The following is a 14,824-nucleotide window of genomic DNA, read 5'->3' on the forward strand; positions in this document are numbered from 1 at the left end:
GCTGATAGTGCTTCGCATTGAATCGGATTACGAAAATGCAGATTCGGCGAGCTCTTCTTGCATTTGTTCACGCATTTTAAATTTTTGCAATTTGCCGGTTACCGTCATCGGGTAATTTTCAACAAAGCGAATGTATTTAGGTTGTTTAAAGTAGGCGAGTTTGTCCTTTAAAAACAGACGAATTGCTTGCTCATCAAGCACTTCACCTTCTTTAGGCTGGATCCAAGCACAGACTTCTTCACCGAATTTTTCATCACTAATACCAAAAATAGCGGCATCTTGTATACCGGGGTAGGTGTAAAGCACTTCTTCAATTTCGCGTGGATAAATGTTCTCCCCGCCACGAATGATCATGTCTTTAATTCTGCCAACAATGCTGACAAAGCCCTCACTGTCCATTACCCCTAAATCGCCCGAGTGCAGCCAGCCTTCATTGTCGATGGTTGCTTTGGTTTTCTCTTCATCATTCCAGTAGCAACGCATTATGCCGGCTCCACGGCTACAGACTTCACCAGGCTGCCCGATTTTTTGAATGTCACCAACCTCATCAATAATTTTTACTTCGGTGTGTGCAAGCGCTCGGCCAACCGTAGTGACTTGACGCTCAATAGAAGAGTCGGTTTCGGTAATGTTATTAATTGGGCTGCATTCTGTTTGCCCATAGGCAATTACCACCTGATTCATATTCATGAGTGTTTGTACTTTACGCATCACCTGTTCAGGACAAGTTGAGCCTGCCATTACACCCGTTCGCAGTGTACTTAAGTCATACTCGTTAAAGTTATTAAGCTCTAACTCGCTTATAAACATAGTGGGTACACCATGAAGGCCGGTGCATTTTTCTTGTTGTACCACCTCTAATGTAGTTTTTGGATCAAAAGAATCACTTGGATAAATTGCAGCGGCCCCTTTACTGACACACAATAAACTGCCTAATACCATACCAAAGCAGTGATATAGCGGAACAGGAATACAGAGCTTATCGTGTTGAGTAAAGTGCATAGCTTGTGCGACTAAAAGCGCATTATTCAGTATGTTTTTATGTGTCAGTGTTGCACCTTTAGGGTTTCCGGTGGTGCCAGAGGTAAATTGAATATTGATATCTTGATTGCAATCGAGGGTTTTAGCCACCGCTTGCAGTTCTAATTTATGTGCATCGGTGGGCATGCTCATAACCTCATTAAATGAAAACATCCCATCGACGGGTTCATCACCAATACAAATTACATTTTTTAAAGTGGGTAATTTGGCTGCGGTTAACTCACCTTTACTACAACGGCTAAGCTCAGGTGCTAAACTTTGCAGCATATTAATATAGTGGCTGCCTTTAAATTCAGTGGCGGTAATAAGCGTAGAGCATTCAACACTGTTTAGTGCATATTGCAGTTCACTAGGGCGGTAAGCGGGGTTAATACACACCATGATTGCGCCGATTTTGGCCGTGGCAAATTGAGTTAAGCACCACTGTATATTGTTCGGTGACCAAATACCGACCCGTTCACCAGGTTTTACCCCTAAAGCCAGTAACCCCATAGCAAGTTGATTAATCTGCTGTTGAAATTGCTTATAGCTTAAACGTATATTTTGATGGGCAACGACTACGGCCAGAGCGTCTGGATTATTGTCGACAATGCAGTCAAAGTAATCGCCTATGGTTTGTTCTACTAATGGTGTGCTCTGAATTCCTTTAAAATAGCTGTTTGATAGCGGTATAGTGTTTATTTGCTCTACTTCTTTTATCACTTTTTGTGTCGCTTTCATGACATACTCCATGTTTTTATTTTTGAGAGGCCTACTGTTTAAATAAACACGAATTGTCGACAAAGGAAAGAGGGTTAGACTAATGTATTATACCAATCGGCAATAATACTTAATCATTTTGAGGGGCCAAATCAGACGCTCGCTGCGTTAAAAATTTCTCATTTAGAACAATAAATAACGAAACTTTTGCCTTGATATCGACTCGATTTTCCTCCCTAAAATTAGCTCACTTAATTAAGCGAATTGGTATTACTATTTTTATATAGAATTTAAACACAAAAAAACGCGTATTCTCTAGCGAATACGCGTTTTTTATAAGGGTGTAATTAATTTACAGTTCGTCGCTGCGATACGTTTTTTTCATGATGTAAACGTAAGCATTAACAAATGCATTTTCTTGATACTTTTTAAGACCGGTGTCTTCAAACGCGATGGGTATTGGATTACGTTTTACTTGTTCTTTTATTTCAGTGGTTGAAAACACGCGTACATCGAGATTATCGATTAACTGAATAGCGGTTTCCATTTTGAATCCTTTAGCGCTGCCAGCAAACTTACCTTTAGGCTGGCGTTCGCGAATGGCAACCGAATCAATTTGGTAATCTTGCATTAACTTGGCAAAATCAAACTGAAACTTACGCATTACTTCAGTGTCGTTACCGTTACCTAAGGTAAAGCGTGTTTGGCGCACATCACGAATATCAAAAACGTCATTATCTTTACTTAAAATACAAAGTAGTACATCACTACCGGTAATTTCTACACCACATGTTCTCATTGCTAATCTCTACTATAACTTAATTACCCGTTATTATACGCAACACGTATTAAAATGCGAGTTTAAGCACTTACAGTGGTGGTTTAATTGGCGCTTAACGTTCATTCGTCACTTTGATGCTAAAGGGTCTGTTTATCTTTGCGGCTAAATGTGCAGCCCTCTGTTTGTTTTTTTAGCTAAGACATGCCTATGGTGTGTTTATTAATCATAAATAGGCGACAACGCAGCATTAGCAATACGCATAAGCTTTGATCGATTTTTACTTAGCCCACAAGGTGACAACTCCCGCGCCTTGATTAAATCGCTCCTAGATTGAACAAATCCTAATACTGAAAACTCAACAGACTCTTATTAAACGTTATTAATTGCTCTTTTATGGTAAATTTGGGTGGTTTTTAATAGCTTAAAACTTGTAATTAATGCTGCAGCACGCGACAATAACTTTCTTGTAGTTGAGCAGACTCAGCATCTACATTAGCCATTTACGGCGAAAAATAGTCAATGCTTATTCGTAAAAGCGTTGTCGAGTCATTCTCATTTAATTAATTAAAAATACACGTGATACATTGTAGGTGTCACCACTGTATGTAAGGATTTATAATGCCAGTTATTACTCTTCCTGACGGTAGTCAGCGTAGTTTTGAAAACCCTGTAAGCACACTTGATGTGGCAAACGATATAGGCCCTGGTCTTGCTAAAGCCACCATTGCGGGTCGTGTGAATGGCGAACGCGTGGATGCATGTGATTTAATTTCAGCCGACTCTCGTCTTGAAATTATTACAGCAAAAGATGACGATGGTTTAGAAATTATTCGCCATTCTTGTGCCCACCTAATTGGTCATGCTGTTAAGCAACTTTTCCCAGACGCTAAAATGGCGATTGGTCCTACTATCGATAACGGTTTTTACTATGATATCGATATGGAACATTCGTTATCTCAAGATGATCTTGATGCTATTGAAAAGCGTATGTTACAGCTTGCAAAAACAAACTACGATGTAGTGAAGAAAACCGTTAGCTGGCAAGAAGCACGCGATACGTTTGCGGCGCGTGGCGAAACATACAAAATTGAAATACTAGACGAAAATATCGCACAAGATGATCGCCCAGGTTTATACCACCACGAAGAATATGTAGACATGTGTCGTGGACCACACGTTCCTAACATGAAATTTTGTCAAAACTTCAAAATTATGAAAGTCGCCGGCGCATACTGGCGCGGTGATTCTGAAAACAAAATGCTACAACGTATTTACGGCACAGCGTGGGGCGATAAAAAGCAACTTAAAGCGTATTTAAAGCGTTTAGAAGAAGCTGAGAAGCGCGATCACCGTCGTATCGGTAAAGCGCTTGATTTATGGCACTGGCAAGAAGAAGCGCCAGGTATGGTATTTTGGCACAACGATGGTTGGAGCATTTACCGCGAGCTAGAAGAATTCGTACGTGAAAAATTACGTGAGTACCAATACGAAGAAGTGAAAGGTCCAATGATGATGGATCGCTCTTTGTGGGAAAAATCAGGCCATTGGGAAAAATATTCAGAGGCGATGTTTACCACTGAATCTGAAAAGCGTGAATACGCAATTAAACCAATGAATTGCCCAGGCCACGTACAAATTTTCAATCAAGGTTTAAAATCGTACCGTGACTTACCACTGCGTATGGCAGAGTTTGGTTGTTGTCACCGTAATGAACCATCAGGCGCGCTTCATGGCTTAATGCGTGTACGCGGCTTTACCCAAGATGATGCTCATGTATTTTGTACAGAAGAGCAAATCATGGATGAAGTATCGGCCTGTATTAAAATGGTTTACGATACCTATGAAACATTTGGTTTCGAAAAAATTGTTGTTAAACTTTCAACTCGCCCAGAGCAACGTATTGGCGAAGATGAAATGTGGGACAAAGCAGAGCTTGCACTTGCTGACGCACTTAAAGCAAATGACATAGAATTTGATTATTTACCAGGTGAAGGGGCGTTTTATGGCCCTAAAATTGAATTTACTTTGTACGATTGCTTAGACAGAGCGTGGCAGTGTGGTACAGTGCAACTAGATTTTGCATTACCGGGTCGTTTGGGCGCTACTTATGTAGCTGAAAATAACGAACGTCGCACACCTGTTATGATACATCGTGCTATTTTAGGCTCAATTGAGCGCTTTATCGGTATCTTAACAGAAGAGTACGCTGGTTTATTCCCAACGTGGCTTGCGCCTAAGCAAGTAGTGATTATGAATATTACTGATAAACAAGCGTCTTATGTGCAGGAAATTGTACAAAAATTAAATAAACTTGGAATTAGAGCCGCTGCTGACTTGAGAAATGAGAAGATTGGCTTTAAAATCCGTGAGCATACACTTAAGCGTATTCCTTACTTACTGGTTGTTGGCGATAAAGAAGTTGAACAGCAAGAAGTAGCAGTACGAACTCGCACAGGTGAAGACCTAGGCAAATTTAATGTTGATGATTTTATCGCTAAAATCAGTGAAGAAATCAAAAATCGACAGTAAAAATCGAGCGTGTAGGGCAATAAAAAACAGCCAACTGCACGCTTATATTATTGATATTCTTGGAGGAACGTACCATTAGAGGCGGCAAGAAAGGGCAACAAACAGCTCAAAAAAATCGTATTAACGAAGAAATTACAGCGCAAGAAGTTCGTTTAATCGACATCGACGGCGAACAAGCTGGAATTCAGTCATTAAAAGACGCGCAAGCTATGGCTGATGCAGCAGGTGTTGATCTTGTAGAGATCAGCCCAAATGCTGAGCCGCCTGTTTGTAAGGTTATGGACTACGGTAAGTTCATCTTTGAAAAAAGCAAAGAACTAAAAGAGCAGAAGAAGAAGCAAAAGCAGATCCAGATTAAAGAAATCAAATTCCGTCCGGGAACGGATGAAGGCGATTATCAGGTTAAGCTGCGCAACTTACGTAAGTTCTTAGAAGCCGGTGATAAAGCGAAAATAACTATTCGCTTCCGTGGTCGTGAGATGGCTCACCAAGAAATTGGTATCGAATTATTAAACCGTATAAAGACCGATTTAGAAGAGTTAGCAGTTGTTGAATCTTTCCCTAATCGCGTTGAAGGCCGTCAAATGGTTATGATGATGGCGCCGGTTGCTAAAAAGTAATAATTAAGCGATAATACGCACCGAATTTAGCTCAGGTTCGCAAGTGGTGTGAAAATATCCACCTGAGTTAACCGGTTTTAAAGTAAAATTGCAGTATTTATACTGAGTTTTCACCGGAACATAGCAGTAAGATAGGCCTTTAAAGTGGAGCTATAGCAATATATCTCACGCCTTCTTGCTAAATTTTAAGCAATACAATTGGAGTTATTGCAATGGCTTACAAGCTAAAAAGTCACAGAGGCGCGGCTAAGCGTTTCAAAAAGACTGCTTCTGGCGGTTTCAAGCGTAAACAAGCGCATCTTCGTCATATTCTGACTAAGAAAACTTCTAAGCGTAAGTTACACCTACGTCCTAAGATGATGGTTCATAAAAACGACCATGGTCTAGTTTCACGTATGTTACCATTCGCTTAATAGGGGTTTTTAGAAATGGCAAGAGTTAAACGCGGCGTTGTCGCACGTGCACGTCACAAAAAAGTTTTAAAACAAGCGAAAGGTTACTACGGAGCACGTTCACGTGTTTACCGCGTAGCTTTCCAGGCTGTTACTAAAGCGGGTCAATACGCTTACCGTGACCGCCGTGCTAAGAAACGTACTTTCCGTCAATTATGGATTGCACGTATCAATGCTGCTTCACGTCAAAATGGTCTGTCTTACAGCCGTTTTATCAATGGTCTTAAAAAGACATCTGTAGAAATCGATCGTAAGATCCTTGCAGACATCGCTGTTTATGACCAAGTTGCATTCGCAGCGCTTGTAGCAAAAGCAAAAGAAGGCCTAGCGGCAGCTTAAGTTTTTGTATAAGTAATGAAAAGGAGCCTATGGCTCCTTTTTTTGTGCCTGTAATTTATTATCATTTTTACGCGCTATTTTAACAGGGCAGTATCGTTTTTTATTAAACACATTTTATGCGCTTATAGATTGTTTCCTCAAGTTAATTGCCGATGTGTGTTTCGGTTGTTTTAGGTATTTATTAGCCCTTTTTATTCAGTAGATTTTGATAGCTTAGATGGAGCAGCAAGTAAAAATGCAGTTGGCTGTATTTTTTTGTTGAACCACCGCAGTTTTGGCAACTAGAAAAGTTTAATTGCTATAATTTTTTTAATTAATGGGTTTGTTAGAGAAGTATATGTTTATAAGTTTATTGGTTTTATCTGCAAGTATGGCAAATAGCAATCATTTACCGCCATTATTACCATGGGAAGGTAGTAGTACTTCACTACTACAGCAACAGGGACCCTTAACCACAGACTTTGAAATTTCAGCTGGGACATCATCACCTAATTATGCCGATACCATGGCATTTGTAGATAGATTGGTTGCGGCTAACCCTACTCAGTTCAAATCAAAAATAATAGGTCATAGTAACAGTAAGCGCGCTATAAAAATGCTAATTGCTAGTGAGCAAGGTTTTTTTGATGCGGGGCAAATGGCTAATAGCACTAAACCTACCGTACTTATACAGGCAGGTATTCACGCTGGTGAGATTGACGGTAAAGATGCGATGTTTATGCTGCTTAGAGATATTGCGATAGGTAAGCGCCGTGACATTTTAAAAAAGGTAAATATTTTATTTATCCCAATATTAAACGTTGATGGTCACGAGCGTAGTAGTGCGTTTAATCGTATTAATCAGCGTGGCCCTGTCAAAATGGGCTTTAGAACAAACGCTAATAACCTTAATTTAAATCGTGATTACACTAAGCTTGATACCCCAGAGGTTAAAAGCGTACTTCAAGTAATTAATGACTATAATCCGAATTTGTATATTGACGTACACGTGACTGATGGGGCTGATTACCAATACGATGTAACGTATGGCTATAATCCTGTTTTTTCCAGCGAGTCGCCAGCCATTTCAGATGCGCTTAATCGTTATTTTAAACCTTTGATTGATCAAACCCTTGCTGAACAAGGCCATATACCGGGCCCATTAGTATTTGTTATGGATAAGCAAGAATTTAAATCAGGGCTGGCCGGTTGGGTTGCCACACCACGGTTTTCAAATGGGTGGGGTGATTTAAAGTCATTGCCTACCATTTTAGTTGAAAACCATTCTTTAAAGCCATACAAGCAACGCGTTTTAGGGACTTATGTGTTTATAGATGGTGCTATTGAGGCATTATCAGCGCATAAAGATAAACTCGCTAATGCAGTAAAAAAAGAACAAGAATTTGTTCCTAAGCAATTAATTGTTAAGCGTGGTTATTCGCAGCAGCCAGAATATATTAAGTTTAAAGGTATAGCATACTCTAAAAGCTTGAATGCACTGTCAAATCAGCAAGAGGTAAGTTATTTAGGAGAAAAGCTTGAGTATGACAAACTGCCTATTTTTTGGCAAAAAGAGGTGAAGCACACGGTTGAAGTACCAACATCATTTTTTATTCCACCTGTTTACACCGATATTATTGAGAAATTAGCCTTGCATGGTGTGTCAATTAATAAGCTCAGTGGTGCCAACACTCAACCCTTAAAAATGGCAAAAGTGGCGCAATATAGTTTTGATAAAGCGCCATTTGAGGGGCGTTTCAGAGTGTCGGCTAGTTTTGATTATGTACCGGCTACAAATGTGGATTTAGATGGTTGGTTTGAAGTGAGTACGCAGCAAAAGGCAGGGGAGTTAGCTGTCCACTTATTACATCCTGAAGCGCCTGATTCATTTTTTGCATGGGGAGAGTTTAATACGATTTTTCAGCGCACTGAGTATATGGAAAATTATGCTTTGATCCCGTTTGCTGAAAAAATGCTTGCTGATGACCCTAAATTAGCCCAAGAATTTGATAAAAAAGTGAAGCAGGATAAAGACTTTGCTAAGAACGCTGATGCACGTTTAAATTGGTTATATGAGCATAGCCCATTTTATGATCAAGCTTATTTGAAATACCCAATTTTAATGTCATATGAAGAGAATATAGTTATTCCAGCGCAAAAAGATAAAGAAATATAAGATGAAAATAATCACTATTCCCGTAACCCCGTTTATGCAAAATTGCCGCATTATAGTATGTGAACAAACCCAGCAAGCTGTGGTTGTTGACCCTGGCGGTGATGCTGACAGAATTAATGCAGCACTCAAGCAGAATAATTTATCATTGGCAGCGATTTGGTTAACCCATGGGCATTTAGATCATGTAGGCGCTGCGCATAATTTACGCGAGCAACACAAGGTAAAGATGATTGGTCCCCATGAGGATGAATGTTTTTGGTTTGACAATTTACCGATGCAAGCCACTATGTTTGGTTTTAAACCGATTAACTCCTTTTATCCTGATGAATGGTTAGCCCATGGTGATAGTATCAAGGTTGGGCAGCTTGAGTTTAAAGTACTTCATTGCCCGGGGCATACGCCAGGCCATGTTGTGTTTTATCAACAAGAACACAATACGGTTATCGTCGGTGATGTTATTTTTAAAGGTTCAATAGGGCGTACCGACTTTCCTAAAGGCGACAGCAAGCAGCTTATCGATTCTATACTGCAACATATAATGACATTACCACCGAACACCGCAATTTTAAGCGGCCATGGTGACAACACCCATGTTGCTCATGAACAGGCTACTAACCCATTTGTAAGTGGCCAGTTTGGTTGATGTGTATATTTGTTAAAAATAAGCAGACTGCTTTTTAAAAAAGCTGTATAATTTAACCAATTTATTAGATAAATAAGAAATAAAATGTCTCTAAATCACGTAGATCGCCAGATATTGGCACTTTTACAACAAGATGCAAGTTTATCAACCGCTGAAATTGCAGATAAAGTAGGTTTGTCTCAGTCTCCGTGTTGGCGTCGCATTGCCAAACTAGAACAAGATGGCTATATCAAAAGTAAAGTCGCGTTGCTTGATGAAAAAAAACTCGGTTTTGATATGTTAGTCTACGCTCATGTTCGCTTATCAAATCATGGCAAAAAGAATTTAGCTGAGTTTGAAAAGCTGATTCTTAGCTATGATGAAGTGACTGAATGTTACACCATGGCAGGCACCATGGACTTTATGTTACGTATTATTTCTCAAGGGATTGAAGGTTATGAGCACTTTGTGCGTGACAACCTCCTTAGCTTAGAGTACGTGCAAGAAGTGCACTCAAACGTGACCATGACATGCGTTAAACGTAGCACAGCGCTGCCATTATAAGAATCCTAGAAACGTTATGGTAGCTGCTCTTTAATTACGTCCATACCATAATTTGCACGACTTAGTTCAAATATGCTTACTTTAAAAGTAAACATTGATAAGCGAAAGATGTATGCCTTTCGCTTTTTAATGCACTTCTAGGGCCTTATATGGACTCCCCGAAAATGTCAAAAAGAAAAAGTTAAAATAAATTTAGATGCTAGCTTATATACGGGCTCAAATTGAGGAGCTACCTCTGGCCTCTTATGTATTCGCACCTTCATGACTTTTCTGTTGAGCAGTTTATGAAACTTCAGACCCTAACAGTCTATTGAAGGTTGGTCTTACCTATTTTAAGCGCTCTTTTTTGACAAATTTTAAGCCGCAAGTAATTTCGGCTGATATTCTTTATTATGCTTTTGCATTGCAAAAGCCGTTCTTATCGTTTTATTCGCTAAAGCAATCGCTGCTACTTTTTTTCCTCGACGTTCGGTTAATGCTTTTAACCATACATCTTTTTCACTGCGACTTTCTCTTTTTTCTAGTTGGGAAACAACAGCTAATGCACCTTTAAACAAAGCACTTCGCAGCTTCTTATTTCCTATCACTTTAGATATCGAGCCTATTTTTTCTTTACCACCACTGCTATGTTGTACAGGTGTCAAACCAAAGCAAGCGGCGGCTTCTCGACCACTTTTGAAATGTGTCGCATCACCTAGTGCTATTTTTATCAAGACTGCACAGACTGGACCGACTCCCTCCAAGGCTTGTAAGCGATTACAGGTTTTATCTTCTTTAACTATTTCATGCAGTTGTTTTTCAATCTGCTTTGCTTCTTCAATTGTCTCCTTAAAGCGTTGAAAAAGGAGGTCAATTGAAAAGCGAAATGAGGATGTTAAACTATTTTCTGCGTCTTCTAGTATCTCTGGTATAGCGCGAATTAATGGGGTATCACCTTGAGCTATTGGGTACCCTAACTCCAAAAGCAAACCTCTGAGTTGGTTACTTAAACTTACTTTTTGTTTGACCAATAAATCACGCATACATTCAATGCCTTGCAGGCATTGCTCCTGCACTGAAAGTAATCGGCTTTCTTTAATATGAGGCTGGCGAGCGGTAACAGAAATAGCCAGCGCATCATTAGCATCTGTTTTTTGTCCTTGACGAAACGCTTTTACTTGTCGTGCATTAACTGCTTTTACTTGGTGACCAGCTTGTTTAGCAAAGCGTGCCCAATAATGTGTTCCGTCACACGACTCCATAGCAACTAAAGATTGCTTCTCTTTAATTAATAATTCTTTAAGTTTAGCTCTTGTGATTGCTTTTTGAATTCAAGTATTCATTGTTTGCGATAGGCTTATTAAAAAGTAAGACAGTTGGTAGTGCTATAGCTGATGATAACTCGATATAATAACTGCAAATTTACAAGGTAATTATTAATTTTGAATTGGCAGTCTTTAATTGATAACAGGCAACGTTTTTTCTGGCTTTTGCAAATTGCAGGTTGGATAGGCTATGCGTTAGTTAACTACATTGGTTCTAAAGTATTCGAAATGCGTGATATTTACGTATTCGTTATTTTACTAAACGCCTATGCGGGCTGTTTAATGACTGTGCCTTTGCGTTATATATATCGCAAAATTTGGAATGCCTCACCTTGGGTATTAATTATTGTTGTATTTGGCGCCTCTTATATAACCGGTACATTATGGGCCGTGGTGCAAAAGTTTAACCTGTGGGAAATTTATCGCCACGGATACCGTCCTGAAGAATGGTTTTACTATTTACAACAAGGGTTGGATTCTGTTTACATTATTTTATGTTGGAGTGGTTTGTATTTTGGGGTGAAATATTACCAATTACTACAAAGTGAACGTCAAAAAGCATTAAAAGCAACCACAATGGCGCATGAAGCACAGTTAAAAATGCTCAGATATCAGCTAAATCCTCATTTTTTGTTTAATACACTCAATGCTATTTCAACTTTAATTTTGGTGAAAGAAAATAAAGATGCTAACTTAATGGTGTCTAAATTGAGTGATTTCTTGCGTTACACACTCAATACTGATCCAATTAAAAAAGTACCCCTAGAGCAAGAGTTGCACGCATTAATGCTTTACTTAGAGATTGAGCGAGTACGCTTTGACGAACGCTTACAAGTTAATGTAGAGGTATGTGAACAGGCTAAGCAAGCTTTAGTACCAAGCTTAATACTGCAACCTATTATAGAAAATGCCATTAAATACGCTATTGCTCACATGGCACAAGGGGGCGTTATTGATATAAAAGCGCAAGTATTTGCCAATGAATTATTACTTGAAGTAGGCGATAATGGTCCAGGCACTGATATTGAAAATGGCCAGTTAGTTAATGCACAAGGCGTAGGGGTGGCAAACACCCAAGATAGATTAAAAACGCTCTACGAAAATAATTACTCGTTTGTATTATCACATAATACGCCAAGTGGATTAAAAGTTAATCTGCGAGTCCCGTTTGAGAAGGCTGTGAAGAAATGACAAGAATAAAAACGCTTATTGTTGATGATGAACCATTAGCACGTAAAGGTTTAGCCGTCAGGCTTGAAGAGTTTTCTGATATTGAAGTGATCAAACTGTGTAGTTCAGGTTTTGATGCGATTGAAAGTTGTAAAAACGAAAAAATTGATCTCGTATTTCTTGATATTCAAATGCCTGGTATGAACGGTTTTGAAGTGGCACGTGCTTTAAGTGAAAGCAGTAAAGATTTACCTGCCATTGTGTTTGTTACGGCGTTTGATCACTTTGCTGTTAAAGCATTTGAAATTCATGCTTTAGATTACATTTTAAAACCCGTTGATGATAACAGATTAAAACAGGCGGTAGAAAAAGTGCATACCTATTTAAAAACTCAGCAGGATAACGCCCATAAGAAAAAACTAGCGAGTTTCGTAGCAGGAATAACAGGCAATAACTGCGAAGAAATTTTAAAGAAATTAGCCACTGGCGATACTTTAACTGATCGTCGCTATCCTGAGTCATTGGCCGTGAAAGAGCAGGGCGAAATTGTCAGAGTACCCGTTGCCACGATACAGTGGGTAGATGCGGCAGGTGATTACATGTGTCTGCATTGCCAAGATGGGCAAACGCATATATTACGTAAAACCATGAAAGAGCTTGAACAAGAATTGGATCCAAGCCTATTTGTACGTGTTCATCGCAGCGCGATTGTTAACACCAAACAAATTAGCAAGCTGGTAACTCAGGTTAGTGGTGAATATTTATTAGTGTTAGATAACGGACAAGAGCTTAAAGTAAGTAGAAGTTACCGTGATAAAGTAAAAGCAGCATTAGCTAGCTAACTTTAATAAATAGCATAAAAAACGCGAGCTTTTAGCTCGCGTTTTTTATGCGTGTTACGATTACGAAACCGTGACTATTTTCATCGTGTTGGTTGCACCAATCGTTTCCATCGCATCACCGTGGGTAATAATCACGGTATCGCCTGCTTGTAATGAGCCTGCAGCTACGAGTGTGCTTAATGCATCTTTAACCATGCTGTCTTTTTCACATTTTGTAGAGTCAAAAAACACAGGGTAAACACCACGATACAGTGCTGTTTGACCTAATGTACTTGCATGACGTGAAAGTGAATAAATAGGAAGTCCAGAGCTAATACGCGACATCAATTTTGCCGTGCTACCCGACTCAGTTAGGGTGATAATCGCTTTAACTGAGTCTAAGTGGTTAGCTGCATACATAGCTGATAAGGCAATTGATTCGGCATTGGAAGAAAAACGGCTATCTAAACGATGTTTAGAAACGTGTGTTTCTTTTTGCGACTCAGCACCTAAACAAACACGCGCCATAGTAGCAACGGTTTCTTCCGGGTAATCACCAGCGGCTGTTTCAGCAGAAAGCATCACTGCATCTGTGCCATCAAGTACTGCATTGGCAACATCCATAACTTCTGCGCGTGTTGGCATAGGGTTATCGATCATCGATTCCATCATTTGCGTAGCGGTTACAACGGTACGATTTAATGAACGAGCACGACGAATAATGAGTTTTTGTTTACCCATCAGTGCAGCATCACCAATTTCAACACCTAAGTCGCCACGGGCAACCATAACAGCGTCAGAGGCTAAAATAATGTCATCAACTGCTTCTTGTGTTTCTACTGCTTCAGCACGCTCAATTTTAGCTAAAAGCTGTGCATTAGAACCTGCTGCCTCCGCTAGTGAGCGCACATAACGCATATCATCGCCACTGCGAGGAAAAGAAACCGCGATATAATCAACACCAATTTCAGCAGCGGTGATTAAATCTTCTTTATCTTTTTCTGTAAATGCAGGTGCCGTTAAGCCACCACCTAAACGGTTAATCCCTTTATTATTAGAAAGTACGCCGCCAACAGTCACAACGGTGTGAACTAAGTGACCTTCAACACTTTCTACAGTAAGTTGAATTAAGCCATCGTTTAATAGCAATAAATCACCTGGGGCAACATCTTGTGGTAGCTCTTTGTAGTCAATACCGACGGCCTTAATATCGCCTTGGCCTTTTTCCATTTTGGCATCAAGAATAAATTTTGCACCAACAGATAAGGTCACTTTGCCTTCTTTGAAGGTTGAAACGCGAATCTTTGGGCCTTGTAAGTCAGCGAGAATCGCGATGTGCTTACCAAGTTTAGTTGCAATATCTCGAACAGCTTGTGCACGGTCTTTATGATCTTGTGCAACACCGTGTGAGAAATTTAATCGAACGACATTTGCGCCTGCACGAATAATTTTTTCTAAGTTATTATCTCTATCTGTTGCAGGTCCAAGTGTCGCGACTATTTTTGTACGTCTTAACATTAAATTCTCCTGTGTGCTTTTTTTAAGCAAGTTGACGGTTATTTTGTTTTTAGCGATTACTAATAAAGAGCAATCTTTAGTTTTCTGCAATTTTTATAACATTGCGACTATTATATACAAAATGAATATGTCATCATTATGACACCGGTGTCAAATAGCGTCAATGATCTAAAAATTTAATTAGCATTGCTATTTCTTCCCCTGTTAGG

At 39.5% G+C, this 14,824-nt stretch carries 13 protein-coding genes; 9 read left to right on the forward strand and 4 right to left on the reverse strand.

What is annotated here, in order from left to right; all coding sequences use genetic code 11:
• Positions 1–27: 27 nt before the first annotated feature.
• Both KG708_RS02910 and KG708_RS02915 read right to left on the reverse strand, forming a co-directional pair.
• A complete protein-coding gene (locus tag KG708_RS02910; protein WP_213608044.1) occupies positions 28–1,761 on the reverse strand; it encodes an AMP-binding protein in 1,734 nt (577 codons plus the stop codon).
• Positions 1,762–2,092: 331 nt separating this feature from the next.
• On the reverse strand, positions 2,093–2,539 hold the full coding sequence (locus KG708_RS02915) for a DUF3010 family protein (protein WP_213608045.1): 447 nt from the start codon (positions 2,537–2,539) through the stop codon (positions 2,093–2,095).
• 600 nt (positions 2,540–3,139) lie between these two features.
• On the opposite strand from KG708_RS02915, the gene thrS reads away from it, so the two are divergent.
• The 7 genes from thrS to KG708_RS02950 all read left to right on the forward strand — a co-directional run bounded on the left by thrS (position 3,140) and on the right by KG708_RS02950 (position 9,802).
• Positions 3,140–5,050 (forward strand): threonine--tRNA ligase, encoded by a 1,911-nt coding sequence (thrS, locus tag KG708_RS02920; RefSeq protein ID WP_213608046.1) that lies wholly within the window; start codon positions 3,140–3,142, stop codon positions 5,048–5,050.
• 59 nt (positions 5,051–5,109) lie between these two features.
• Positions 5,110–5,670, forward strand: coding sequence for a translation initiation factor IF-3 (gene infC / locus KG708_RS02925; protein WP_008466946.1), 561 nt, complete (start codon positions 5,110–5,112; stop codon positions 5,668–5,670).
• Between the two features lie 212 nt (positions 5,671–5,882).
• Positions 5,883–6,083 carry a 50S ribosomal protein L35 gene (gene rpmI / locus KG708_RS02930; RefSeq protein WP_004587840.1) on the forward strand — a complete coding sequence of 67 codons (201 nt, stop codon included), beginning with the start codon at positions 5,883–5,885 and terminating at the stop codon, positions 6,081–6,083.
• A gap of 15 nt (positions 6,084–6,098) precedes the next feature.
• A complete protein-coding gene (gene rplT / locus KG708_RS02935; protein ID WP_008110477.1) occupies positions 6,099–6,461 on the forward strand; it encodes a 50S ribosomal protein L20 in 363 nt (120 codons plus the stop codon).
• A gap of 337 nt (positions 6,462–6,798) precedes the next feature.
• Positions 6,799–8,616: a M14 family metallopeptidase gene (locus tag KG708_RS02940; protein ID WP_213608047.1), complete on the forward strand. Its 1,818-nt coding sequence runs from the start codon at positions 6,799–6,801 to the stop codon at positions 8,614–8,616.
• A 1-nt stretch (position 8,617) separates the two neighbouring features.
• On the forward strand, positions 8,618–9,259 hold the full coding sequence (locus KG708_RS02945; RefSeq protein ID WP_213608048.1) for an MBL fold metallo-hydrolase: 642 nt from the start codon (positions 8,618–8,620) through the stop codon (positions 9,257–9,259).
• Between the two features lie 84 nt (positions 9,260–9,343).
• Entirely contained in the window at positions 9,344–9,802 is a 459-nt protein-coding gene (locus KG708_RS02950) for an Lrp/AsnC family transcriptional regulator (RefSeq protein WP_008110469.1), read from the forward strand.
• A 356-nt stretch (positions 9,803–10,158) separates the two neighbouring features.
• Here KG708_RS02950 and KG708_RS02955 read toward each other — a convergent pair whose 3' ends face one another.
• Positions 10,159–11,112 carry an IS110 family transposase gene (locus KG708_RS02955; RefSeq protein ID WP_366513571.1) on the reverse strand — a complete coding sequence of 318 codons (954 nt, stop codon included), beginning with the start codon at positions 11,110–11,112 and terminating at the stop codon, positions 10,159–10,161.
• 111 nt (positions 11,113–11,223) lie between these two features.
• Between KG708_RS02955 and KG708_RS02960 the strand changes: the two genes are divergently transcribed.
• Together KG708_RS02960 and KG708_RS02965 are read left to right on the forward strand one after the other, a co-directional pair.
• A complete protein-coding gene (locus KG708_RS02960) occupies positions 11,224–12,297 on the forward strand; it encodes a histidine kinase (protein ID WP_213608049.1) in 1,074 nt (357 codons plus the stop codon).
• Positions 12,294–13,118, forward strand: a complete 825-nt coding sequence (locus KG708_RS02965) for a LytTR family DNA-binding domain-containing protein (RefSeq protein ID WP_008110464.1) — start codon at positions 12,294–12,296, stop codon at positions 13,116–13,118. The genes KG708_RS02960 and KG708_RS02965 overlap by 4 nt, the downstream gene beginning before the upstream one ends.
• A 60-nt stretch (positions 13,119–13,178) precedes the next feature.
• Here the strand turns inward: KG708_RS02965 and pyk are convergent, their stop codons facing one another.
• Entirely contained in the window at positions 13,179–14,615 is a 1,437-nt protein-coding gene (gene pyk, locus KG708_RS02970; RefSeq protein WP_213608050.1) for a pyruvate kinase, read from the reverse strand.
• Between the last annotated feature and the right edge of the window lie 209 nt (positions 14,616–14,824).

The organism is Pseudoalteromonas sp. (assembly GCF_018402495.1).
GTDB lineage: Bacteria > Pseudomonadota > Gammaproteobacteria > Enterobacterales > Alteromonadaceae > Pseudoalteromonas.